The organism is Prescottella equi (assembly GCF_020171745.1).
In the GTDB taxonomy this organism is placed as follows: domain Bacteria; phylum Actinomycetota; class Actinomycetes; order Mycobacteriales; family Mycobacteriaceae; genus Prescottella; species Prescottella equi_A.
In genome coordinates this window covers 83,326-107,624 of the sequence record NZ_JAIVAH010000017.1, presented here as the reverse complement: position 1 = coordinate 107,624, position 24,299 = coordinate 83,326, and the positions used below count along the sequence as shown (strand labels likewise).

20 protein-coding genes are annotated in these 24,299 nt (G+C 66.3%); 16 read left to right on the top strand and 4 right to left on the bottom strand.

Annotated elements, in window-relative coordinates:
• Positions 1–248 precede the first annotated feature (248 nt).
• Positions 249–521 carry a PrsW family glutamic-type intramembrane protease gene (locus LCL87_RS14095; RefSeq protein WP_225020599.1) on the bottom strand — a complete coding sequence of 91 codons (273 nt, stop codon included), beginning with the start codon at positions 519–521 and terminating at the stop codon, positions 249–251.
• Between the two features lie 166 nt (positions 522–687).
• Complete coding sequence (locus LCL87_RS14090) at positions 688–1,935, bottom strand: cytochrome P450 (RefSeq protein WP_225020597.1); 1,248 nt, start codon at positions 1,933–1,935, stop codon at positions 688–690.
• A 218-nt stretch (positions 1,936–2,153) separates the two neighbouring features.
• Between LCL87_RS14090 and LCL87_RS14085 the strand changes: the two genes are divergently transcribed.
• From LCL87_RS14085 to LCL87_RS25885, 5 genes are all read left to right on the top strand, one after another.
• Positions 2,154–2,942, top strand: a complete 789-nt coding sequence (locus LCL87_RS14085; RefSeq protein WP_225020595.1) for a GNAT family N-acetyltransferase — start codon at positions 2,154–2,156, stop codon at positions 2,940–2,942.
• A gap of 40 nt (positions 2,943–2,982) precedes the next feature.
• Positions 2,983–3,570: a hypothetical protein gene (locus LCL87_RS14080; protein WP_225020593.1), complete on the top strand. Its 588-nt coding sequence runs from the start codon at positions 2,983–2,985 to the stop codon at positions 3,568–3,570.
• 30 nt (positions 3,571–3,600) lie between these two features.
• Positions 3,601–3,849, top strand: a complete 249-nt coding sequence (locus LCL87_RS14075) for a hypothetical protein (RefSeq protein WP_225020591.1) — start codon at positions 3,601–3,603, stop codon at positions 3,847–3,849.
• A gap of 31 nt (positions 3,850–3,880) precedes the next feature.
• Positions 3,881–5,194 carry an HNH endonuclease signature motif containing protein gene (locus tag LCL87_RS14070; protein WP_225020589.1) on the top strand — a complete coding sequence of 438 codons (1,314 nt, stop codon included), beginning with the start codon at positions 3,881–3,883 and terminating at the stop codon, positions 5,192–5,194.
• A gap of 2,329 nt (positions 5,195–7,523) precedes the next feature.
• Positions 7,524–9,773, top strand: coding sequence for a LuxR C-terminal-related transcriptional regulator (locus tag LCL87_RS25885; RefSeq protein WP_225020587.1), 2,250 nt, complete (start codon positions 7,524–7,526; stop codon positions 9,771–9,773).
• 6 nt (positions 9,774–9,779) lie between these two features.
• On the opposite strand, the gene LCL87_RS14060 is transcribed toward LCL87_RS25885, so the two are convergent.
• Together LCL87_RS14060 and LCL87_RS14055 are read right to left on the bottom strand one after the other, a co-directional pair.
• Entirely contained in the window at positions 9,780–10,985 is a 1,206-nt protein-coding gene (locus tag LCL87_RS14060) for a helix-turn-helix domain-containing protein (RefSeq protein WP_225020585.1), read from the bottom strand.
• 97 nt (positions 10,986–11,082) lie between these two features.
• Complete coding sequence (locus LCL87_RS14055; RefSeq protein WP_225020583.1) at positions 11,083–11,445, bottom strand: hypothetical protein; 363 nt, start codon at positions 11,443–11,445, stop codon at positions 11,083–11,085.
• 112 nt (positions 11,446–11,557) lie between these two features.
• On the opposite strand from LCL87_RS14055, the gene LCL87_RS14050 reads away from it, so the two are divergent.
• The 11 genes from LCL87_RS14050 to LCL87_RS14000 all read left to right on the top strand — a co-directional run bounded on the left by LCL87_RS14050 (position 11,558) and on the right by LCL87_RS14000 (position 24,253).
• The gene (locus tag LCL87_RS14050; RefSeq protein WP_225020581.1) at positions 11,558–12,598 is read left to right on the top strand and encodes an NAD(P)-dependent alcohol dehydrogenase; all 1,041 of its coding nucleotides are present in this window, start codon (positions 11,558–11,560) and stop codon (positions 12,596–12,598) included.
• Complete coding sequence (locus LCL87_RS14045) at positions 12,595–12,981, top strand: hypothetical protein (protein WP_225020579.1); 387 nt, start codon at positions 12,595–12,597, stop codon at positions 12,979–12,981. Before LCL87_RS14050 ends, LCL87_RS14045 begins: the two co-directional genes overlap by 4 nt.
• Before the next feature lie 695 nt (positions 12,982–13,676).
• The gene (locus tag LCL87_RS14040; protein WP_225020577.1) at positions 13,677–14,519 is read left to right on the top strand and encodes a TIM barrel protein; all 843 of its coding nucleotides are present in this window, start codon (positions 13,677–13,679) and stop codon (positions 14,517–14,519) included.
• Positions 14,520–14,572: 53 nt separating this feature from the next.
• Positions 14,573–15,580: a Gfo/Idh/MocA family protein gene (locus LCL87_RS14035; protein ID WP_225020575.1), complete on the top strand. Its 1,008-nt coding sequence runs from the start codon at positions 14,573–14,575 to the stop codon at positions 15,578–15,580.
• A gap of 241 nt (positions 15,581–15,821) precedes the next feature.
• The gene (locus tag LCL87_RS14030; protein ID WP_225020573.1) at positions 15,822–17,342 is read left to right on the top strand and encodes an ABC transporter substrate-binding protein; all 1,521 of its coding nucleotides are present in this window, start codon (positions 15,822–15,824) and stop codon (positions 17,340–17,342) included.
• A complete protein-coding gene (locus tag LCL87_RS14025) occupies positions 17,339–18,280 on the top strand; it encodes an ABC transporter permease (protein ID WP_225020571.1) in 942 nt (313 codons plus the stop codon). The genes LCL87_RS14030 and LCL87_RS14025 overlap by 4 nt, the downstream gene beginning before the upstream one ends.
• Positions 18,277–20,109, top strand: a complete 1,833-nt coding sequence (locus LCL87_RS14020; protein ID WP_225020569.1) for a dipeptide/oligopeptide/nickel ABC transporter permease/ATP-binding protein — start codon at positions 18,277–18,279, stop codon at positions 20,107–20,109. Before LCL87_RS14025 ends, LCL87_RS14020 begins: the two co-directional genes overlap by 4 nt.
• Positions 20,106–20,969: an ATP-binding cassette domain-containing protein gene (locus LCL87_RS14015; protein ID WP_225020567.1), complete on the top strand. Its 864-nt coding sequence runs from the start codon at positions 20,106–20,108 to the stop codon at positions 20,967–20,969. Before LCL87_RS14020 ends, LCL87_RS14015 begins: the two co-directional genes overlap by 4 nt.
• 56 nt (positions 20,970–21,025) lie before the next feature.
• Positions 21,026–21,886 carry a sugar phosphate isomerase/epimerase family protein gene (locus LCL87_RS14010; RefSeq protein WP_225020565.1) on the top strand — a complete coding sequence of 287 codons (861 nt, stop codon included), beginning with the start codon at positions 21,026–21,028 and terminating at the stop codon, positions 21,884–21,886.
• Positions 21,887–21,946: 60 nt separating this feature from the next.
• Positions 21,947–23,113 (top strand): Gfo/Idh/MocA family protein, encoded by a 1,167-nt coding sequence (locus LCL87_RS14005; protein WP_225020563.1) that lies wholly within the window; start codon positions 21,947–21,949, stop codon positions 23,111–23,113.
• Positions 23,114–23,203: 90 nt separating this feature from the next.
• Positions 23,204–24,253 (top strand): LacI family DNA-binding transcriptional regulator, encoded by a 1,050-nt coding sequence (locus LCL87_RS14000; protein ID WP_225020560.1) that lies wholly within the window; start codon positions 23,204–23,206, stop codon positions 24,251–24,253.
• Positions 24,254–24,299 lie beyond the last annotated feature (46 nt).

Here is a 24,299-nt window from a genome sequence, read left to right as displayed (position 1 = left end):
TGCAGTCGGTGTGTCGGCCCCGTCGCTCGTTGTTCGGTTGTCATGCGTCAAGAACATCTCGAACATACTTTCCAACAGGGTGGTGCGGTTGCCGGCGAGCGTGTGACCTCTTCCGCGGTGACTGTTCCGTTGGCGGCCTCAGGGGCGAGGACACCGATCCAGAGCAGGAACATCAGCGCGGTTTTCCGCCGGCGATTACGCCGATGGTGTCCCAGATCCCGTAGAGGAGAGGAGCATGTCGGTCGCCGTCAGTGCGAGGCCTCGGCCGCGTCGGCGTGGTTCGGTGGGTCCACCGAGGAAGTAGACCCGGCCGCACAGAAGACCGCACTGTAGAGGATGTGCGCGGCGACGACCACCGTTATCCGCATGACGATGGTGAGCATCGCGTTGCCCACCGGGTTTGCGCCGAACCGGGCGGCGCTCGAGGTCAGCGCGTACTGGATGTCTTCGAGGATCTGAAAGCCGAGTCCGATAGACGCGCCGAGGACGAACCCGTCGAACGCGGTGAGGCCGGCGCCCAACGGCCGAGTGCCAGTTCGAGGGTGAGTGCAGGCGTGTTCCACATCGGTTCGGCTCGGCGTCCCGACAACACCTCTCGCGTTTCGTAGACGTCAGCGATACGCCGACGCCGGCGTGGGTGAGCCTTTCACTCGCGCACGTCGGCGTCGGGGCGTCGCAGCAGTCCGGTCAGTGCGCCACCGGGCACTTGCCGGCGTAATCCACCTGCAGTTCCTTGATCCCGTTGATCCAGCCCGACCGTAGCCGGCGCGGGTCGCCGAGCTTGGTGATGTCGGGCATGTGGTCGGCGATCGCGTTGAACATCAACTCGATCTCCATCCGGGCGAGGTTCGCGCCGATGCAGAAGTGCGCACCGGTGCCGCCGAAGGCGAGGTGGTCGTTCTCGGCGCGGGTGATGTCGAATCGCTTGGGATCCTCGAACACGTCCTCGTCGAAGTTCGCCGACGAGTAGAACATCACCACGCGGTCGCCCTTGCGGATCGTCTGACCGCCGAGTTCGGTGTCCACCAGAGCGGTTCGCTGGAATCCGACGACCGGTGTGGCCCAGCGGATGATCTCGTCGACCGCGGTCGTCGGACGCTCCCGCTTGTACAGCTCCCACTGGTCGGGGTTGTCCATGAACGCCATGACGCCGTGCGTGATCGCGTTGCGGGTGGTCTCGTTGCCGGCGACCGCGAGCAGCAGCACGAAGAAGCCGAACTCCTCGGACGCGAGCCCGTCGCCGTCGACGTCCGCCTCCACGAGCGTGGTGACGATGTCCTGCGCGGGGCACTTCCGACGCTCCTCGGCCATCGCGTACGAGTACGCGAGGATCTCGGCGGACGCGGTGGCCGATTCCTCGGCGAACTCGGGATCGTCGTAGCCCATCATCTGGTTCGACCAGTCGAAGATCTTGTGCCGATCCTCCTGCGGCACACCGATCAGCTCGGCGATGGCCTGCAGCGGCAGCTCACAGGCCACCTGCTCGACGAAGTCGCCGGATCCGGCGGCCACGGCGTCCTGCACGATCTTCTCCGCGCGCTCTTTCAGAGCCGGACGCAGACTCTGCACGGCGCGCGGCGTGAAGCCCCGGGCGATGACCTTACGGAGCTTGGTGTGCTCGGGGGCGTCCTTGTTGATCAGCAGGTGCCGCATCAGCTCGACGGTCTCGCGGGGCATGTCGTCCGAGAAGCGCGCGATCGCGGTGTTCTCCCAAGTCGAGAAGACCTCGCTGTTGCGCGAGACCTCCTTGACGTCCTCGTGCCGGGTCACCGCCCAGTAGCCCTCGTCCGCGTACCCGCCCTTGGTGGGCGGCTGCTCCACCCAGTGGACCGGGGCCGACTTGCGCAGTGCCGCGAATTCGGCGATCGGCAACCGCTGCTCGTAGACGTCGGGATCGGTGAAATCGAAACCTTCGGGGACACCGGAAACTGTCACGCTGAACACCTTCTCTCGGGACCGATGCAGACCGTTCGGCGATCCGCGTGACCATGATCACACGCATGCGAGGGCTCCCGCTTGGGCATTTGGCACAGCTCGGCGGGCGCGAGTTGTGCCGCACGCACAAACTCGACAGTCGGCGATCGGGTCCTGGACCGCCGGAGCGAACCCGACGGATTTCGTCGACCACCTCCTCGAATGCGAGGCTGGGACGCATGGCGTCAGATCCTCGTTCGGAATCCCTCCCGGCCGGTCATCCCGACTCCGGCGCGCTCCTCGAGGATGACTGGGCGGTGATCGACGACCTCGCACTCGACCACCCGGTCCACTACTCCCTGACCGGCGCGCACGCCCATCTGTCCCGCACCGTCGGCGGAGCGGGCACCTACGCCGACGGGGTGTCGACGTTCTGCTCGGTGCCCGCCGACCCGGCACCCGAGGACTGGGACGACCTCGCCCGACTGCTCGGGACCGGCGGCTTCGCCGATCTGTTCAGCTGCCCGGAACTGCCACCCGCGCACTGGGAGCCGGTCTTCACACTCGACGGACTGCAGATGATCGCGCCGCCGGCCACGGACGCGCGCCCGGCCACGAAGACGGACGCCCTTCCCGCGGGCTTCGTGCTCGTCGAACTCGGGGACGCGGACCTGCCGGAGATGCTCGAGCTCGTGTCCGAAACGCGTCCGGGTCCGTTCTGGCCCCGCACCCCGGAATTCGGCACCTACCTCGGGATCCGGCAGCACGGCGCGCTGGTCGCGATGGCGGGCGAGCGACTTCGGCCCCCGGGGTGGACCGAGATCAGTGCCGTCTGCACCGCGCCGGAGGCCCGTGGTCACGGCCTTGCCGCCCGCCTGGTCCAGGCACTCACCGACCGGATCGCGGCCCGCGGCGAGCGGGCGTTCCTACACGTCGCCGGCACCAACACGCAGGCGATCAGCGTCTACACGCGCCTCGGGTTCCGGCCACGTCGGGAAGTGACGTTCCGCGGATTCCGAATCCCCTGAGCGCTACCCGCGTCCCGGTTGGCGCCGTCATAATGCTCGGATGAGCATCACACGGTGTGCCGATCTGACGGCTGCGCGTTGGCTCGAGCAGTCCGACGAAGACTGGAGACGGCTGACCGTACGCGGTCCGCGCGGTTTCGAGAAGTACGCACGCCTGCGGCTGATCCCGGACCCGGGCTTTCCGAGGCAGCGCGAAGCCGAGGTCCGGGTCACCCCAAATGCGCTGTCCGACAACGAACAAATCAGCGTGGCCCTGGCCGAGCTGGCCCGCCACACGAGCACCCCGGACAACTGCTACTTCTGCATCTGGGAGGGGTGGCCCAGCTTCCGCAGCTGCGATCCGATGCCGAAGGTTCAGATCCCTAACCGGTGCTACTTCCTGTTCCACGGATCACTCGCGGACGTCGCGGCCTGGGATTCGCAGGTCACGGCGCTGCTCCACGACATCGCGGCGCCGACCCCCGCATTCGTGTGGCCGGCGGATCACGCGTGGTGCGTGACCTGCGACGTCGACCCGAATTTCGCGTCGATCGGAGCCGACGCCGGCGCGATCGATCGGCTCGTGGCGAACCCGCGTATCGACGTCGTGGTCGACGACCCCGACACGGAGCCGCCGCACTACTGCTGACTGAGCTTCCTTTCGCCGTACTGTCCGCAGGTGGCTTACAAGGCGAGTCCCGCCCCCGAGCGATCCTCGCTCGGCCGGGTTGCATGGATCGACATCGCAGCGACGGTGGTCGCAGCGGCGGGCGCCGTCGTCCTGCTTGCTCTTCCGGCCGTAGTGACGATCGTCGCCCCAACCCTCACCCTGGTTCAACGACGGCCGTGGACCTGGGCGATTGCAGCCTGGCTCATCCCAGTGGTCGGCGCACTCTGCGCATCCAGCGCCGAACAATCCCACCATTGACTCGAACATCAGTTCGAACTAAACTCGAGTCATGAATCCGGGGGGACTCAACAATTCGAGCATCGCAGTCACCACACTGCGGCCCGAAGACATGGGCACGCTGCCCGAAATCTCGCTGCTGCAGACCGCGCTCGACATCTGCCACGCAATGGAACAACTCGAAGCCCTTCGTGCCGCTGCCGTTGCCCAAATCGATGAGCGGGCAGTCTCGTTCGACACCCTCGGTTTTCGGAGTGTGAAGATGTGGCTGGCGGCGAACACCCTGATGGAAGTATCGACCGCGGGACGAATCCTCGCCTTGGGGCGGATGCTGAGCCGGCAACCCGAGATCGCCGACGCCTACAACGCGGGCAACATCTCGGCCGAGCACGCTGCGTTGATCGGGAAGTTCTGCGAGACCCCACCCCGCGGGATGCCGAACGAGGCACTCGATGCGTGCCGGAAGGTGCTGCTCGACAGTGCCACCGGACCCACCGCAACCACCACGACCGTCCAGACCTGCATCAGCAAGCTCGAGCGGATCTTCGAATCCGACGAACTGCCACCGAGCGAGGACACCGAGCGCAACGAGTTCCACGCCTCGAAGACGTTGAACGGGCGGGTTGCGGTGAAGGGTGATCTCGACGCAGTGACGGGCGAGATGCTGCTGACGGCCCTGTCGTCGTTGACCAAGCCACGGAACCCGATGGATGACCCCGCCGGTTCCCGCCCTCCGGCGCGGCAGCGCGCGGACGCGTTCGCAGAGATTCTGCGCCGATATCTCGACTCCGGGGACGCCCCCATCGAGGGCGGCGAGCGACCCCACCTATCCCTGCACGTGAACGCCAGCGATCTCGCCCGCAGCGACGCGGATCACGAGTGGACGGGCTCAGACGGTGATCTGTCCGGCAATCCGGACCTGTTCGGCGACAAAGACATCGCGCGCATGCCACACATGGGACCGCTGTCGATCGCGACCGCCCGCCGGCTCGCCTGCGATTGTCACCTCACGCCGATCGTCATGGACGATGGGGTCCCGATCGATTTGGGCCGCACCAGCAGGACCGTGTCGAAGAAGCAGCGGAGAGCGTTGATCGCCCGCGATCACGGCTGCGCGTTCCCCGGGTGCGGAGCAGTACCCGCCCACTGCGAAGGCCACCACGTCACACATTGGGCCGACGGCGGACCGACAGACCTCGACAACCTCGTGCTCTTGTGCCGCTACCACCACACGCTGCTGCACCACTCCCACTGGGAAGTGAAGATAGGCGTCGACCGACACCCGTGGTTCACCCCACCATCGACGGTGGATCCCTACAAGAAACCCATCCCGGCCCACAATCGGGCAGGACCACAAGCCGCATGACCCTGCAGCCGGCACCCGAACTGGGTGCCGGCCATCGCGGGATGGCTCTCGCCCGACACTCAATCCCACACCCTCGCGGCACGCCTCGTCGTGCCGCCCGACCGGCGCTAGAGACGTCGCACTTCACACGGATGCTCATCGAACACTCGGTGCCGACTCCTCAGCTGGGCCGAAGATTGCCGCTAGGTATCGAAGGAGACGAACGTAGTCAACCTGCAGTCATGGAGGTGGACGATGAACTGGCCCCCAGCATCGAGGGAACGGCTACGCGCAATCACACCGTGCCAACCCTAGGGACTCTCGACTTGTCCGTACGACTGGCCCGTCTAGATGGAGGCGAAAGGCGTGGATCCCTGGGCGGGTTGTCGGGTTCGTGATGGATCAGAGATGACCTGAGATGGATTGGGCATGGCTAGGCATGATGACGAACGCGTTTCTCGCGTGGATCGGGTGCTGTGATGGTTGGCACCCCGCTGCACTGATAGGAGGTGATCGACATGGGCGGAGATTGGCCGTGGTTCGTGTGGCTGATGCCAGCGCCGTTCTTCACTGAGTGGGATTGGCAGTGGGCCACCGACAACGCGCCTTGCTGGCTGACGGCCACCTGCCGGTAGATAGATGCTGATATTGGATTTCCCTTGGTTCTTCTGGCTGATGTGGCCGCCGTTCTTCAATGACGAGCAACGACGGTGGGCTCGGGTTAAGGCGCCCTGCCGGCTGAGTAGCGTCCAGAACTGTAAATAGGAGGAGGCGAAGATGCTCGACTACGGATTCTTCGGCAGGACTCTTGGCCCCCTCGGGGAGGCGATCGATCTGGTCGTCTACTGGATCGCCACGGGAGGAAGGCTCCCCTGGTAGCCAGGCTGAAAGGCGGAATGTGAGATGACGTACGACGTCTGGTTCGGACCAGCACTCGGGGCGGCACTGCGCGCCATCTTCACCTGGTACAACACGCTGTAGGAGGCAATCATGGGACTCGACTACGGTTTCTACGGCAGAACCCTCGGCCCGCTCGGGGACGCAATCGACACGGCCCTGCGCTGGATCGTCACGGGCAGCCAGACCATGCCGCCCGTGTAAGCAGCCGAATCACCACACCTCTGCGTCTCCAAACCGATTCCCGAAGGCCGTTTCGACGTCTCCAGATGACAGATGATCACCCCGGCAGATGGCCGGAAGTGCACCCAAACCCTCAGTTCCAGAGAGGGAAGCGAGCGCGACCGGGTTCGAAGAGGTTGCACGCCAGATACTTCGAGTGACCGGCACCCGCGGACCGGATTGTCGCCGAACGACAACTCGCCCGTACACCCAGCGCCGCGTTCCGATTGGTTCCGCGTCCGTGACGCGCCTGACTCGAAGTTGAGTCCGGAGCTGCACGAGTTCTTCATTGAGCGTTGCGATCTCGACTCATTTTGCGGCTTGGCTGATTTCTCCTTCCTCACCGATTCGCTGAGCCCACCACGATGCGCGGGTTGCGGTGGCGACACCGAGACGTGCGGTCCCCTCCAGCATCAGGGCCGCAGCGATGAGTCACCCCGGGGTGTGACGGGGCGTAGTCGGAGTATGCAACGGTCGTGAAGGCGGCAGTGGCCCAACACAATGCGTCGTGGAACGTAGTGATGACCGAGTCGGGGCCCGGTCGTTCGGCGTCGAGTATCGCGAGCGACCCGATCAGGATGAGGACAAGCTCGCACCAGCAGCGTAGGTGACGGCTCTTCCTCGCAATGCGGTTCCGATGGATCGCTGGAGGACCCAGAGGAGCGTGACGAGTCGCAGCAGGCGAAGGGGGCGCAGCATGGGCAGCACGACCATGGCCACTTCGTGGAGGTGGAAGACGATCCACTGGGCTCGGCGCGCTGTTACCAATGGGCGCTGGTCATGCGTGGGCACGATACGGGCAAGCCGACAAGCGGCAGCTCTCGCAGCCGTTGCCACGCCCCCACAATCAAGATCAACAAGGCTGTTAGCCTCAAGGTTGCTCGCGCCGAGCAGCTACTTCCCTGTGGGCCATCCAGTACCGCAATGACCGTCGGAGAGTCGAGTGCTTCCGCCTCACGATCAGCCAGATCCGCTTCTGCCGAGACCTCGACTCTTCTCCTTGTTGGCGAATTCGAGGCGCCTGACCGTCGTCCATGGATCCCGGTTCGCGGGAAAGACGTCGCTGGTTCGTTCGTGGCTGGCGACCGATCCAGCGCCCGAGAGGAAGGTCGTCTCCGTCAGCGCCCCGAGCGCCGACATCAGTTCCGATGCCTACTGGCAACATGTCGCGACCGACCTCGGAATACGACGCACGGACCGTGCCGGGGACGACGGGGCGAGCTTCGAATCCGTGAGCACGCATGTCGCCGGCCTCGACCACCCGGTACTGCTCGTGCTCGACGGGGTCCCACTGCGCGACGGCGTGAAGACGGGCGCTCGCGCCCTCCTGTCCGGCAACGCCGAGTTGCGGATCATCATGACGACTCGCAACAGCGGGTCACGGCTCGAGGAGTTCGACGGGCACCACCGCCCCACGGTGATCGGCCCCGATGAGCTGGCTTTCACCGAGGACGAGACGTCCGCGTACTTCCACCGACGCGGGATCGCGCGCGAACTGCGGTGGACGCAATGGATGACCAGGCAGACCGGCGGCCTGGCCGCACTGGTCGACGGGCTCGGAGCGGACGCCGAGAACAGCGCAGAAGCCGGTACGCATCCCGACGACATCGTCGCCGGAGCGGTGGATCGATCGATCGAAGGAATCATCCTCGCCGACAACGCCTTCGCCGCGTCGAGATCCTTCGCCGGCCTCGCCGCCGCGGCGGTCCCCCTGGGCCCCGAGCTTGTGGCAACGCTTCCCGGCGTGACAGACGGAGCGGATGCCATTCTCGCGCTCGAAACACTCGGAGTCGTCGAGCAGCCGACTTCCGACGCCCCGGCGTGCCGGTTCCCCGAGCCGGTTCGCAAGTCCCTACTACGCATCACCGCCCTGCACCATGGAGACGAATTACGACGCGCCCGAGCCACATTCGTCGAACACTGGCTCGACCGAGGCGATCCTCACAACGCACTGACAATCGCCATCGACGGTGAGGACTGGCACCGGGTACTCGACATCGTCAGCGAGCACTGGACAGCGCTGTACACCGGCGGGTTCCTCGCGACGCTCGACGAGGCGTTCGTCGAGCGCATCCCTGAGGAGATCGCGCGCGATCACCCCACCGTCATCGCGATTCGCCGCATGCATCGCCAGTTCGCAGCGCCCCGCGACGTCCCGGTCGTCGCGGCCCGGCACGAACCGCCACTCGAGGCGTCCGCCGGGCCCGCCGAGGTGATGATGCGTGTGATGACGTTGCGCATCGAGGGCGGCCTCGTCGAAGCGGCCGGCCTGTGCGACGAGCTCGCGTCCGCACCCGTGCCGATCCTGGACGAGCTGAACGACTCCCAGCGACACGCGTACGCGTTTCTCTACCTCCATATCGGGATCACGTATCAATTGGTCGACCGGATCGACGACGCGACCACGATGTTCCGCCGAGCTCACCGTGCGGGGGCGGGCACTTTCGTCGAACGAGACGCCGCGGGCAAGCTTGCTCTCAGCTACGCGCTGGACGGTGCGGCCTCCGACGCCCAGCGGTGGTTGGACGAGGAGCAACGTCATCCGCCGCTGCCGGCGGAGAGCGAGCACCTCGTGCGGACCGCCGGGATGGTGGCGGCAGCGCTCGTCGCGCTCGATCGACTCGACCCGACGGCCGCCCTCGCCGTCCTGACGGATCTGGGATCCCCGAGCGATCGTGAGGAGTACTGGGCCCACGTGCTGTATGCCGTCGGGCAGCACGCGCTGATCGCCGGTACACCAGCCGACGGGCTGCGCTCGATCCTCCATCACCTCGAGCGATACCCCGACCTACACGGGGAGGGCTCTGCGGCCGGGCCGATCCTCGACGCCGTCCGTGCGGACCTCTATCTGGCCATCGGCCAGATCGATTCGGCACGAGAACTGGTCGATCGATCGAGTCACCCACGAACTGCCGCAGCCCGTGCCCGGATACACCTCCTCGCGGCAGAACCACACGCCGCCGAGCGACTGGCCGACCAGCACTGGGCAGATGTCCGCTGCTCCGTCCGGGAGTCCACGGAGTTGTCAGTGATCGGCGCCGCCGCAGCCGCCACCAACAAGAACCCGGTGGGCGCCGCACGACACCTGGACCGCGCGGTTGCCCTCTCCCGCCGCCACAACCTGGTGCGCCCGTTCGCACTGCTCGATCCGTCCATGGTGCGGCGCATCGCCGATCTCGGTGTCGATCTGCCTGTGGATGCAGATCCCCTGACCGCGAACCTTGCAGTGTTCCGGCCGATTACGCCCGACGTCGGACTCACGAGACAGGAACATGCCGTCCTCGCCTCGTTGGTCGCCGGCAGAACGCTCGCGGAAATCGCGAGACACCATTACGTCAGTATCAATACGGTGAAGACACAAGTCAGATCGCTGTACCGGAAGTTGGGCGTGCACTCCCGACAGGAAGCCATCTCCCAGGCAACCCGGTTGGGCCTGGTGAAGCCTGATTCCTTCATCAGGCCTCCAACGGGGATGCCGTAGAAGTACTCACCCTCCGAAAGTGTCGAAACACTCCAACGCGAGTTCGAGTTTCAGCCGTCTCGCCGGGATGTCCCCGCCGAGGATCTCCTCCGCCCGCTGCATGCGGTACCGGACCGTGTTCTTGTGAATGCCCAGACGGCGGGCGGCGGCCTCGAGGTTGCCGTTGCAGCCCATCACGGCGCGCAGGGTGTCCCGGAGCCGCTCGGATGCAGCGTCGGCGCCCAGGAGACCGGCGAGCTCCCGCGTGACGAGCGCGCGCATCGCATCGGGGTCGGTCGACAGCATCGACGCCAGCTCGACGTCCGCGTAGCCGGTCACGACCTCCCGACGCCTGCCGACCTCGGCGATCCGCTGCGCCGCCAGCGCCGCGCGATGACTGGTGCGAAATCCCTCGATCCCGAGTCCGGGATCACCGACCGCGAGTCGCACGCCGTCAGGCACGAGACTCCGGTCGATCACCCACGCGGCGGCGCCGTCGTGCGCGATCCACGACCACACGCCGTGCGCCCCGGACGGCACCGACAGCGTTCGCCTGCCGCCGGCAATTCGGGTCATCACCTTGTCGAGGGAGCCGGCGAACAGAGTCGAGTCGTCGACCCACGCGACGACGGCGGTGTGCGTGAGCCGCAACGGATAGCCGAGCAGTCCGGACGACTGCGCGACGCCCCCACCACCGTCGAGTATTTCGCGCACCGTCGTCACACGGGATGCGAAAGCGCCCTGCAGCAACCGTTCTCGTTCGTCCGCGTAGGTGACGGCGAGCTCGTCGAGCATCGCGTTGAGCAACTCACTGGTCTGCGACCACATCGTGGTCAGGACCTCGAGCTTGAACTGAGGGTCGAGCTCCTCCTGTTGGAGGAACGCGGTCGCGAACGAGAGCATGGCGCGATGCCCGGCGTGGTAGAGCTGCGTCAGGACCCGCAGCTCCAGTCCTCGCTGCGCGACGGTGCGGGCGAGTGCGTGGGCCTCCAGCGAGACCGGGGCCTCGGCCGGTCCGTCGGCGGACGGTCCGGCTGCCCCCAGGAAGGCACCGAGCTGACTGCGCACGGCGGCCCGCAGGTCTCGCTGCAGCTCTGCGTCCGCGGCAAGCTCGGGAACATCCGCGGTGAACGACTCCTCGAGACCGGACAGGAAGAGGTTCAGTGCGTCCTGCGTCAGCGTCGTCGTGAGGTAGCTCCGCAGCCACCGATCCGCCGGTTCCCGCGCGTCCACCCGCCATCACACCTTTCCGGATCGTGCTCGCCGCCGACGATCCGCGCCTTCACCGTAGACGCGGAGAGCGCGGGAAAGGCCGATGAATCGCCGGGAACTACCTCAGGTCCGCGCCGGCCAGACGCAGGGTGACATAGTCACTGTCGACGAGGGACGAGTCGAACACCGTCTGTCCCCGGGCCAGCGCGCGGCGTAGGCCTGGTTCCAGCGCGTCCCACCAGCAGTCGAGATCCTGACGGCGGGCGAACAGGTAGTCCGACACGGCGCCCTGGAAGATCGCGAAGTGAGGGACCTCGTCGTCGGAAGTCACGTAGCAGACGCTGTCGTCACCGCAGACGCTCATGACCTGGCCGATGAACTCCGGCGGTACGAAGCCCTGCGGATTGCGCAGCAGCGCGAGTCGCGCCCGCTCCGACAGACGGCCGTAGAGGCGTTCGGGATCCGATGTCGAGTCCCCCATGCACTGCAACCTAACGCCGGAGGACGGCACCTGTCCCCCGAGTCGGTGGATCCGTGCGATGCTCGAGACGCGACACGTCCTCGACCGCGAGTGCCCATCGAAGGAGTCCAGCGTGAAGGCGATCCAGTACACCCGAATCGGGGCGGAACCCGAACTCGTCGAGATTCCGACGCCGGAGCCGAAACCGGGCGAGGTGCTACTCGAAATCACCGCGGCGGGCGTGTGTCACTCGGACGAGTTCGTCATGAGCCTCCCCGCCGAGCAGTTCGGCTACGACCTGCCGATGACGCTCGGGCACGAGGGCGCCGGCCGAGTGGCCGCCGTCGGCGCCGGGGTCACGGACCTCGAGATCGGAACCAACGTCGTCGTGTACGGGCCGTGGGGGTGCGGACGCTGCTGGCACTGCGCCCAGGGCCTCGAGAACTACTGTTCCCGCGCAAGGGAACTCGGCATCGCCCCACCCGGGCTCGGCGCACCGGGTGCGATTGCCGAGTACATGATCGTCGACTCGCCCCGCCACCTGGTCCCGATCGGTGATCTCGACCCCGTCACCACCGTGCCGTTGACCGATGCCGGTCTCACCCCCTACCACGCGATCAAACGGTCGCTCGGCAAGCTCCGCGCGGGCTCCTACGCCGTCGTGATCGGCACCGGCGGGCTCGGACACGTCGGCATCCAACTGCTCCGACACCTGTCGCCCGCCCGAATCATCGCCCTCGACGTAACCGACGAGAAGCTGGCGTTCGCGCGCGAGGTCGGCGCCCACGAGACCGTGCTGTCGAACGCCGACGCCGCCGCGAACGTCCGGAAGATCACCGGCCGGGCCGGTGCCGCGCTGGTCCTCGATTTCGTGGGCATCCAGCCGACGCTGGACGTCGCGACCGCCGTCGCCGGTGTCGGGTCCGACGTCACGATCGTCGGTCTCGGCGACGGGAAGTCCGCGGCCCGGGTCGGCTTCTTCACCGGGGCCTACGAGACGAACGTCGCATCCCCGTACTGGGGTTCGCGCAGCGAACTCATCGAGTTGATCGACCTCGCGCACCAGGGTGTCCTGGACATCGCGGTCGAGCGGTTCGCACTCGACGACGGCATCGAAGCGTACCGCCGGCTCGCGGCGGGAACGCTGCGCGGCCGGGCCGTCATCGTGCCGTGAGCCGGACCGCGGACCTGCTCCGCCGACTCGTCGGTGGGCTGTTCGTGTTCACCGCCGGCATCCACGTCGGCATCGTCGCCGCCGACGCCGAGCTGTACCGCCCCTTCGCCGACCAGTCGTACCTGCCGTTCGTCCGGACGGCGTGGCGGGACGTCTTCATGGCGCACCCGGCGGCCTGGGGCCTCGTCGTCGCGGCCGGCGAGCTCGCGATCGGCGTTCTGGTCCTAGCGGGTGGTCGCTGGACCCGGATCGGACTGATCGGTGCAATCGCCTTCCACGTGGCCCTCATGCTGTTCGGCTGGGGCTACTGGATCTGGAGTGTGCCGATGCTGGTGCTGCTCGGGTATTTGCTTCGAGAGCAGAGACCGGCCGCGACCTGCTGACCGCCGCACCGACATGCGCATCCCCGACAAGGGCGACCTCCGTACCGATCTGCCACGCCCTCGCCACCGCACGACACAACGATCCCTCGGCGGGACACCGTCGCCTCCCGATTGCCGAGTACGAACTCATGTACCGAACTCGACGATGCGACTGTCACCGTATCGGCATGGTGTAGCGACCCGTCATACCTCCGGTTCCGCCGGAGGGGGCGCCCACTCGAGGCCCGAGGTGGCCGGCCCCATCTCCCTCCACCCGGCCGATCGGTCGATGCTCCGAACTAATTGCAGGAGTGCATCATCTGGACGGCAGGGTCACCTCCTGGCGCCCCCGTGCAGGCGTTCCACAATGGTGCCCGTTGCCTCGCCGACTCAGACCGTCGCCGAAGGGCACCCATTGCAACACACCCGATGGGCGGTCCCCAGCACGATCGCGCTCGGCGTGATCGTGATCTGGTGCCGGCCTGCCACTACCGCACATTCGGCGTCGGATTGCATGCCAACCACTCGCAACCAGCCAGCCGGTCGCGAGCCGCTCACATTCGAGGTGGACGCCGAGGAATCTCCGTGAAAGATTGAGGCAACCGGTTGCCACGAATGCGGTCTACCGTTACCGTTCCTGAAATCGCATACGTGTGACCTGGGTCATGCGGCCGCCATGAGCGGAGATGCTCCCTGCCACTGAAAGGGCACCCATAATGGATCAGGGTACGTCGTGGAAGCTGTCCGGGTTCGGTGACGAAATCGATCCGGATCCAGCTGTCCAGGCCGCCGTTCTCCTCGCACTGGGAGCCTCCCACATCGAGGTACGCAGCGCCTGGGGTGTCAACGTCGCGGAGATGTCGCCAGACCACGTGGCTCGGCTGCGGAAGATCCTGGACGACAAGGGACTCACGGTCTCCGCCATTGCGAGCCCGATCGGCAAGGTAGATGTCGAGCTGCCCGTAGGCAGCGAGGTCGAACGCCTTCGCCGGGTCATCGCCGTCGCGAAGGCGTTGCACTCCGAAAGCATCCGGATCTTCTCCTTCTACCGCGGCCCCAACCGGAGCCACTGCGACGTTCGCGATGCGGTCCTCGAACGCATGCACGCCCTCGCCGCCGTTGCCGCGGATGCAGGCGTCGTGTTGCTGCACGAGAACGAGAAGGGTATCTACGGCGACACCCCCGAACGGGTCCTCGACATCATGACGGCCGTCGACTCCCCCGCACTCCGAGTCGCTTGGGACAACGCGAATTTCGTACAGGTCGGCGTCAAGCCCTACACCGACGGATACCACCTCCTTCGTCCGTACCTCGCCTACTTCCAGGTGAAGGACGCGCTGGCGACCACCGGTGACGTCGTGCCGGCGGGTGCGGGGGACGGCGAACTGGACGCGACGATCGCCGCGCTCGCCGCGGACGGCTACCGCGGCTTCGCCTCCCTCGAACCGCATCTCGCCAGCGCCCACGAGCTCGGCGGGTTCTCCGGCCCGGCCGCGTTCGGCGACGCTGCCCGCGCCTTCGCCACCCTCGCGACGGCCCGCGGCGTCACTCTCGCATGAGCGCCGGCCGGAACATCTCGATCGAACAGAACGAATCGTCACAGGGAGCGAAAATGCCGACAGTCGCAGTCATCGGATGCGGGGACGTCTCGAGCGTCCACTTCGAGGCCCTGGCCTCCACCCCGGACACCCAATTGGTCGCGGTCTGCGACACCGACCCGAGACGTCTTCACGCCGCATCCGAAAGGCATGGTGTGCAAGCGTTCTCGGACTACCGGACGATGCTCGACACGGTTCACCCCGGCGTCGTTCACATCTGCACACCACACCATCTGCACGCATCGATGACAGTGGACTGTCTGGACCGCGGCATCCACGTGCTGGTCGAGAAACCCCTGGCGCACACCCGCGCCGAGGGCGCTCGGGTGGTGGCCGCAGCACAGCGGAGCTCGGCGCGGATCGCGGTCTGCTTCCAGAACCGGTACAACACGACCGTCGAGGCCATGCGCGGCCTGCTCGACGGCGGCGAGCTCGGCGCGATACTGGGCGCCTCCGCAACCGTGATGTGGAGCCGCACACCGGAGTACTACCGCAACCGGCCGTGGCGCGGCACCTGGGCCGAGGGTGGCGGCGGACTGATGATGAACCAGGCGATCCACACCGTGGATCTGCTCCAATGGCTGGTCGGGGACATCGTCTCGGTCGACGGGCGAACCTCGACCCGGCGCCTGGCGGATGTCATCGCCGTCGAGGACACAGCGGAGTTCGTGGCAGAGCACACCGGCGGCATCCGCAGCGTCTTCTTCGCGACGCTCGCGAACGCCACGAACGCCCCGGTGACACTGGACATCGAGACCGAGAAGGCGAGCCTGCACCTCGGGGACGATCTCACGGTGACGTATCGAGACGGCAAGAGGGAGGTCGTCTCCGACCGAGCACCCGCGGCCGACGGCCGCACCTACTGGGGTGCGTCCCATCAACTGCTCATCCGGGACTTCTACGATCGCCTGGACGACGCCGAACCCTTCTGGATCGGCGCGGACGAAGCAGAGAAGTCCCTGCGCATAGTCAAGGACCTCTACCGGATGAGTTACCCGGATGCCCTGGGCGAGGTGTCCTGACCCCCGCTCCGACCGGCCGGCAACAGCCGGGACAGGTACCGCTCGCCGATCAAAACTTCACTGACAGAGTCAGTTTCGAAATCGCCCTCTTTGGTGCAACAAATGTTGACAACCGGTTGCCAATCTTGCCAATCGAACGTAATCTCCCATGCATACGACAGGGTGTGGCGCACAGCACACCCCAGTGGGCGCATGCGCCCTCCCATCGCCTCGAGGTTCCCGAAAACTCCTAGGAGCCAGAATGAAGAGTCCCCGGCTTGCGGCAGCCGTGCTGCTCGTCAGCGCAGCACTCGCGTCGAGTGCCTGCGGTGCGGGCGCGGGAGCCACCCAGACAGGTTCCACCGCACTCACAGTGGGCGCCTTGAACGACGTCCGTTCGTGGGATCCGGCTCAGGCCGGCGTCGGCAACGCCCTGGTGCCGTTCCAGGCCGTCTACGACACCCTGATCCTGCGCGAACCCGACGGCACGCTCACGCCGATGCTGGCGACCGACTGGAACTACAATGCGGACGGCACGGTGCTGACCGTCGATCTCCGTTCCGCGGTCACCTTCAGCGACGGAACCGTGTTCGATGCTGCCGCGGCCAAGGCGAACCTCGACCGCTTCCGGGCCGCCAACGGCCCCCAGACGGCCCAGCTCGGGGCCGTCGAACAGATCACGGTGGTGGACACGGACACGATCGCCATCACCCTCCGAGCTCCCGACCCGGCGCTGACGTACTACCTCAGCCAGGCGGCCGGGCTGATGGGCAGCCCGAAGGCACTGGAGAACGAAGGGATCCAGACCGATCCGGTAGGAACCGGCCCGTACACCCTGGACAAGGGCGGATCGGTGAAGGGCGCGCAGGTCGTGTTCTCCGCCCGCCAGGATTACTGGAACGAGGACCTGCAGCACTACGAGAAGATCACCCTCAAAGTGCTGCCGGACATCACGGCCCGCACGAACGCCCTCGTCTCCGGGCAGGTCGACGCAACCCTGCTGTCCCCCAAGGCCAGCAAGCAGGCCGAGGGCGCCGGCCTGGAAGCTGCGATCAATCAGGTCGACTGGCAGGGCCTGCTCCTGCTGGACCGTGACGGCACCCGCAACCCGGCGCTGAAGGACGTCCGCGTGCGTCAGGCGATCAACCACGCGTTCGACCGGCAGACGATTCTCGACCAGGTGGTGCTGGGCGAAGGCACACCCACCTCGCAGCCGTTCGGCAAGGAGAGCGGCGCCTGGGTGGAGGCGCTCGAGAACCGGTACCCCTACGATCCGGCCAAGGCGAAGGCGCTGCTGGCGGAAGCCGGCTACGCATCGGGCCTGACCATCGAGGTTCCGGCCATCTCCCAGTTCGAGACCGAGATCTCGGTCGTCAAGCAACAACTCGCGGACGTGGGTATCCGGCTCGAGGTCGGGGCCGCGATCGCGAACACAATCTCCGCCGACATCGCGGCGCAGAAGTACACCTCCCTCTACTTCTCGCTGTTCCAGGGGGAACCGTGGGTGGCGATCAATCAACTCGTGGCGCCGACGGCGCTGTACAACCCGTTCGAGACGAGGTCCCCGGAGTTGGAGGGGCTGATCGAGGCGGTCCGCAACGGCGGGTCGGACTCGGCGACGCCGGCACGGGCCGTCAACGAATACGTGGTGGAACAGGCCTGGTTCGCTCCTCTGTACCGGGTGAACCAGATGTACTACCACAACGACAAGGTCGACGTGACACCGCAGATCCAGCAGGCCGTGCCGTCGATCTACAACTACCAGCCGCGGGACGGCCGATGACGGGATTCGTCCTCCGGCGGCTCGGCAGCGGACTCGTCGTACTGCTCGCGGTCTCGGCACTGACCTTCGCGCTGCTGTACGTCTCGAGCGGCAGCATCGCCCGGAACATCCTCGGCGACCAGGCCACTCCGGAGCAGGTCACGGCCAAGGAAGCCGAGCTGGGTCTCGACCAACCGATCCTCGGCCGGTACGTCGACTGGCTGACCGGAGCGTTCCGCGGTGACCTCGGCAGCTCGTGGTTCACGTCGGAGCCGGTGACCGCCGCGATGGCGAACCGGGTTCCGGTCACCATGGTCATGGTTGTCGTGGCGATGATCCTGATCGCGATCTGCTCGACACTGCTGGGGGTCACGGCCGCGGTGAAGCGCGGATGGGTCGACCGCATCGTCCAGGTGGGCGCGGTCGCCGGAAACTCCGTCCCGGGCTTCGTCGTCGCAGTCGTCCTGGTCACCTTCCTCGCGATCCGGCTGGGCTGGTTCCCGGCCACCAGCACGATCGTTCCCGGTGCAGGGATTCAGGCTTGGGCCATGTCGATGACGCTCCCGGTCCTCGCCCTGCTCCTGAGTGGAGTCACCGCGGGTGCGCAGCAGATCCGGAGCGCGGTCATCAAGCAACTCGAGAAGGACTACGTCCGCACGCTTCGCAGTCGTGGTCTCGACGAGCGCGAGATCCTGTTCCGCCACGTCCTGCGCAGCGCGGCGCCGACAGGTCTCACCGTCCTCAGCCTGCAGCTGATCGGGATGCTGGGCGGAGTCGTCATCATCGAGCAGATCTTCGCGCTTCCGGGGATCGGCCCGCTCGCCGTCACCGCGACGAGTCAGAGTGACCTGCCCATCGTGATGGGAATCGTCATGTACACGGTCGCGGTCGTCATCGTGGTCAACCTCGCTGTGGACATCCTCAACGGCTGGCTCAACCCGAAGGTGCGTGTCTCATGACCGAATCCGTATCGGTGACCTCGGCTCGGATCGGACAGTCCGGTACCGTCGTCCGCTCCACGGTCGTGAAACGCCTGCTCACGAATCCGTTGGGCGTCATCGCTGTCGGTGTCCTCACCACGATCGCACTCCTGGCCCTCTTCGCCGGCGTCCTCGCACCGTTCGACGAAGACGCCGCCAACATCGGCAAGACACTCGCCGGCCCGGACGGCGTCAACATCCTGGGAACCGACAGCGCCGGCCGCGACACCTGGAGCCGCCTGCTGTACGGCGCGCGGATGACGTTGCTCTCGGCCGCACTCTGCGCCGGTGTCGCCATCGGAATCGGCCTGCCCGCAGGCCTCGTCGCCGGGTACTTCGACGGCAAGTTCGATGCCGTGTCCAACTGGGCCGTCGGAATCCTCATGAGCCTGCCGGGGCTGATCGTGCTGATGACGATCCGAGCGGCGTTCGGGCCGTCCATCTGGATCTCGATGATCGCCTTCGGTGTGCTGATCAGCCCGAGCTACTTTCGACTCACCCGAACCGCCGTCCAGGCCGTGCGCAACGAACTCTACGTCGACGCTGCCCGGGTATCCGGACTGTCCGATCCGCGAATCATCGCTCGCCACATCCTCGCCGCGGTCCGGGCACCGATCATCATCCAGACGTCCGCCGTGTGCGGCGTGGCCATCGGCATCCAGTCCGGGCTGGAGTTCCTGGGGCTGGGAGACCCGACGAAATCCACGTGGGGCGTCATGCTCAGCGACGGATTCAAGAACGTCTACCTCGCACCCATGCTCCTGGTGTGGCCGGCGCTCGCGCTGGCGCTGACGATCGGGGCACTGGTCCTGCTCGGGAACGCTCTCCGGGACGCGCTCGAGGACGGCGACAAGCCCACCCGCCACGGGAAGCGCGCACGTCGCCCGGAACCACAGGTGGCCAACGGCTCTCGACGACGGGACGGCGAGGTTCCGCCCGTCCCGGCGGGCACGGAGCATCACCTGGTCAAGGTGACCGGCCTCGGCGTCGGATACCCCCAGGCCGACGGTTCGATCAAGCGAGTCGTCGACGACGTCTCCTTCCACGTCGACCGCGGGGAGATCCTCGGGATCGTGGGCGAGTCCGGATCCGGCAAGTCGCAGACTGCCTTCTCCATCCTGGGACTGCTACCGAGCAACGCACTCGTCGTCGCCGGCTCCATCCAGTTCGACGGGCAATACACGGTCGTCCCCGGCGAGGATCAGGTCCGACAGGACCAGCTCACGAAGCTCCGTGGCCGGCGCATCGCGTACATCCCGCAGGAGCCGATGAGCAACCTGGACCCGGCGTTCACCATCGGTTACCAATTGACGACTCCGATGATCCGCCTTCTCGGAATCTCGAAGGCCGAAGCCAGGCGACGTGCCCTGCAGCTGCTCGCGGACGTCCACATCACGAATCCACAGCGGGCTTTCGATTCCTACCCGCACGAGATCTCCGGCGGCATGGCGCAGCGCGTCCTCATCGCCGGGGCGATCAGCTGCGACCCCGACCTGATCATCGCGGACGAGCCCACCACCGCCCTCGACGTCACCGTTCAGGCCGAGATCCTGGACCTGCTCCGCGATCTCCAGGGGCGGCTACGGATGGGGGTCGTGCTCGTCACCCACAACTTCGGAGTCGTCGCCGACCTGTGCGACCGCGTGATCGTGATGAAGAACGGACGTGTCGTCGAGGAGGGGCCGGTCCGCGACATCCTGAGGGACCCGTCCCAGCGCTACACCCAGCTCCTGCTGGCATCGACGCTCGAGGGCAAGGAACCGATGACCATGCTCGTCACCCCCGGAGCCGAGGAGGACGCGGCATGACCGCGAACACGATCACGACCGGCACCACCCGAACCCCGGACGCACTCCTGACCGTGACCGACCTGATGGTGGAGTATCCAGGTAAGGGATTCCGGGCCAGGCCGTTTCGCGCTCTGAAGGACGTCAGCATCTCGATTCGCGAGGGCGAGACGCTCGGGCTGGTCGGGGAATCCGGGTCGGGCAAGACGACCCTGGGCCGCGCCGTCCTGGGGCTCGCGCCGGTCACCAGCGGGTGCATCGTCTTCGGCGACAAAGACATCAGCCACGCTTCCCGCAGGCAGCGGCGGGCACTGAGCAGCGACCTACAGGTCGTGTTCCAGGATCCGTACACCTCGCTCAATCCCGCGATGGAGATCGGGGACATCCTCGCCGAACCTCTCCGTCTCCGCGGTCGATCACGTCGAGACTCGACGGCGCGGGTGCGCGAACTACTCGACCAGGTCCGATTACCGGCTGATGCGATCCGTCGCCTGCCCAGCGAGTTCAGCGGCGGACAACGTCAACGCGTGGCAATCGCACGAGCCCTGGCACTCGCCCCGAAACTGATCGTGTGCGACGAGCCGGTGAGCGCACTGGACCTGTCCACCCAGGCGCACGTTCTCGACCTCTTCCTCCAGATCCAGCGGGAGACCGGTGTCTCCTATCTCTTCGTGTCGCACGACCTCGATGTCGTGCGGCATGTCAGCCACCGCGTGGCCGTGATGTACCACGGGGAGATCGTCGAGCAGGGAGTCGCGGACCAGGTCACCCGGAGCCCGGAACATGCCTACACCAGACGACTCCTGCTGGCCTCGCCCGTCCCGGACCCGGACCGCCAGGCGATTCGCCGGGCCGAGCGCCGTGCCCTCCTGACCAGCTGACTCGGCCGCGGGCAACCAACGAACCAGCCGGACCACTTACGAACAGAGGAACTGTCATGACCAGAATCGGCGTACAGGCAATGATGTTGAAGCGCAGCTTCGACGAAGTCGGAGCGTTCGAAACGCTCCGCAAGGTCAGTGCGATCGGCTACAACGCCGTCGAGATCTCCCAGATCGCCATGACCCCCGAGAACGTCGCCGAACTCGAGCGCGCCCGCACCGAACTCGGGATGGATATCGGCGCGCTCTCCGCGGCGATCAGCCTGCCGGAGGGCATCCCCGGCGACACCCTCGTCCGGGACTTCGACAAGATTGTCGACGACGCGAAGCGCTTGGACACCAAGATGCTCCGGATCGGGATGCTCCCCTTCTCCGCCATGACGTCCATCGACCGGGTCGTGGACTTCGCGAAGCAGGCCAACGAGCAGGCAGACCGTCTCCGGGAACACGGGATCGGCCTCTACTACCACAACCACCACGTAGAATTCGCGAAGTTCGATGGCAAGTACATGCTGGACGTCATCGCGGAGAACTCCCCCGCCATGGGGCTCGAACTGGATGTCCACTGGGTGCAACGCGGCGGACTCGACCCGGTTCGCACCATCGACAAGTACGCCGAACGAATCTCGATGGTGCACCTCAAGGACTACCGGATCGGACAGTTGCCGCAGAACTCGTTCGAACTGCTCGAGCGCGGGGACATCCCCGGCTTCATGAACGAATTCAAGAACGTCGTTCAGTTCGCCGAAGTCGGCGAAGGAAACCTCGACTTCCCCGCGATCATCGAGCACTCGCGCGCAGTGCACGCCCGGTATCTGCTCGTGGAACAGGACGAACTGTACGGACGCACAGTGTGGGAGGCCCTGCAAACCTCCTACGACAACCTCGTCGCCATGGGCTACGCGAATCTCTTCTAGGCCCGCCGGATCCGCCCCACTCCCCCATCCTTTCCGCAGTCAGAATTGGAGAACCCACCCATGACCGAGACAGTTCGCCTCGGGATCGTCGGACTCGGCGCTCAGGGCACCACGTATGCCAAGCTCATCGAGGACGGCCGGGTCCCGAAAATGACCATCGGCGCCATCTGCGATATCGACACGGACAAGAAGTGGGTCGCCGAGGATCGGTACCCCGATGTTCCGTTCCACGACGACTACATCGCGATGCTCGACAGCGGTGACGTCGACGCGATCGTCACCTGCGTACCGCACTACCTGCATCCGGAAATGGGCATCGAGGCCCTGCGCCGGAACATCCACGCTCTCGTGGAGAAGCCCGCCGGCGTCTACACCGCGCAGGTTGCCGAACTGAACGAGGTCGCCGCCGGCAAACCCGAGCTCTCCTTCGGCGTCATGTTCAATCAGCGGATCAACCCGCTGTACAAGCGGATCAAGGAGATCGTCGACAACGGCGAGATCGGCCGAATCCGACGAACGAACTGGATCATCACCACCTGGTGGCGACCGCAGGGCTACTACGACCAGAGCGACTGGCGAGCGACCTGGGGCGGAGAGGGCGGTGGCGTGCTGGTCAACCAGGCGCCGCACCAACTTGATCTGTGGCAGTGGATCTGCGGGAGCCCGAAGTCGGTCTACGCGAAGGTGGCCTACGGGTTCTGCCGCGACATCGCGGTCGAGGACGAGGTCACCGCGGTCGTGGACTACGGCGACGGTGCCACCGGCACCTTCGTCACTGCCACGCACGATCTCACCGGGACCGACCGATTCGAGATCCTGGGAGATCAGGGCAAGATCGTCGTCGAGAACAGTCGGGTCGCCACGGTGACCAGGCTGCGTGCTCCCGAGCGCGAATTGAGCGCCGGTATGAACCTGGACGACGTGCGGAAGCTGTTCATGGGCCAGCTCGACGCGTCGACCCTGTACTCCGAGGAGGTACTCGAGTTCGAGTCGGCTTGGGGCGGACAGCATTCGGAGGTGCTGGAGAACTTCGCCGCCAACGTCCTCGACGGCACGCCGCTGCTCGCGCCGGGCGCGGAAGGCATCAACAGCGTGCGCCTCGCGAACGCGATCCACCTTTCCAGCTGGACCGGCCGGGAGGTCTCGCTGGACTTCGACGACGCCGACTACCTCGTCGAGCTCAACAAGCGCATCGCCGACGAGGGCAAGTTCACGGTACGCGGCTGATCGAGCAGGCCCCCGCGGCGCCGGTCGTCATCGTCCGAACGACTTTGGCAACCGGCGCCGCCACGGTTGCCACCCCATTAGAATGAATCCGTGACAGATCCCTCGAATCGCCGAGTGCCGGCAACGAAACCGAGCAGCAATCGGGTCCGCGGCGAGAAGGCGACGATCTACGACATCGCCCGATCGGCCGGGGTCAGCCCGTCCACCGTCTCGCGCGCGCTGAGCAAGCCGGGCCGAGTGAGCGCGAAGACCCAGAAGAAGATCGAAGACGCCGCGGCCGAACTCAACTACCAGGTCAATCGTGCCGCGCGCGCACTTCCGACAGGGCGGACCGGAACCGTCGGGGTCATCGTCTCCGACATCACCAATCCCGCCTACTTCAACATCGTCCGCGGTGCAGCGAGCGTGGCTTCGAAGCGGGACTGCACGCTGGTCCTCGCGGAATCCGCCGAGTCGGCAGACACCGAACTCACCGTCGTCCAGCGCATGTCGGCCACGGTGGACGGAATCGTGCTGGCGAGCTCTCGCCTTTCCGACCAGCAGATTCTCGACCTCGCCGCGCAGAAGCCGCTCGCGGTCGTCAACCGGATCGTGGATGGTGCACCGTCCGTCGTGGCAGCGATCGAGCCCGGCGTCACCGACGCGATCCGGCACCTGGCCAGCCTCGGGCACACGTCGGTCGCGTACGTCACCGGCCCGGAGTTGTCCTGGATGTCCCGGTCGCGCTGGGAGAGCATCCGGTCGCGCTGCGACTGGTCCGGCCTGACCGCGGTCGAGGTCGCGTCGGGTGTGCCCACCGTCACCGGTGGCCGCCAGGCGGCCGCCGCGGTCCGAAACACCGGTTGCACCGCCGCGATCTGCTACAACGACCTCATGGCCATCGGCCTCATGCAGGAACTCCAGCTGGCCGGTGTCAGGATCCCCGAGGACCTCAGCATCCTCGGGTTCGACAACATCTTCGGCTCGGACTTCACCACTCCCCCGCTGTCGACGATCAAGTCCCAACCCGAGGACGCCGGCGCCACCGCGGTCGGCCTCGTACTGGATGACCTGGACGGGATCGGTGGCTCCGATATACATCAAAGACATTCGCTGGCAACGGAGCTCGTGGTCAGAGGCTCGATCGGTCCTGCTCGGTGACAACCGCATCGGGGGGTGCGGTTGCAACAGTCCGGCAATTTTTGGC

Excerpts from the sequence above, each read along its gene's own strand:
- LCL87_RS14085 (WP_225020595.1), top strand. The coding sequence starts at position 2,154 with ATGGCGTCAGATCCTCGTTCGGAATCCCTCCCGGCCGGTCATCCCGAC.
- LCL87_RS14080 (WP_225020593.1), top strand. The coding sequence starts at position 2,983 with ATGAGCATCACACGGTGTGCCGATCTGACGGCTGCGCGTTGGCTCGAG.
- LCL87_RS14070 (WP_225020589.1), top strand. The coding sequence starts at position 3,881 with ATGAATCCGGGGGGACTCAACAATTCGAGCATCGCAGTCACCACACTG.
- LCL87_RS14055 (WP_225020583.1), bottom strand. The coding sequence starts at position 11,445 with ATGGGGGACTCGACATCGGATCCCGAACGCCTCTACGGCCGTCTGTCG.
- LCL87_RS14040 (WP_225020577.1), top strand. The coding sequence starts at position 13,677 with ATGGATCAGGGTACGTCGTGGAAGCTGTCCGGGTTCGGTGACGAAATC.
- LCL87_RS14035 (WP_225020575.1), top strand. The coding sequence starts at position 14,573 with ATGCCGACAGTCGCAGTCATCGGATGCGGGGACGTCTCGAGCGTCCAC.
- LCL87_RS14030 (WP_225020573.1), top strand. The coding sequence starts at position 15,822 with ATGAAGAGTCCCCGGCTTGCGGCAGCCGTGCTGCTCGTCAGCGCAGCA.
- LCL87_RS14025 (WP_225020571.1), top strand. The coding sequence starts at position 17,339 with ATGACGGGATTCGTCCTCCGGCGGCTCGGCAGCGGACTCGTCGTACTG.
- LCL87_RS14020 (WP_225020569.1), top strand. The coding sequence starts at position 18,277 with ATGACCGAATCCGTATCGGTGACCTCGGCTCGGATCGGACAGTCCGGT.
- LCL87_RS14015 (WP_225020567.1), top strand. The coding sequence starts at position 20,106 with ATGACCGCGAACACGATCACGACCGGCACCACCCGAACCCCGGACGCA.
- LCL87_RS14010 (WP_225020565.1), top strand. The coding sequence starts at position 21,026 with ATGACCAGAATCGGCGTACAGGCAATGATGTTGAAGCGCAGCTTCGAC.
- LCL87_RS14005 (WP_225020563.1), top strand. The coding sequence starts at position 21,947 with ATGACCGAGACAGTTCGCCTCGGGATCGTCGGACTCGGCGCTCAGGGC.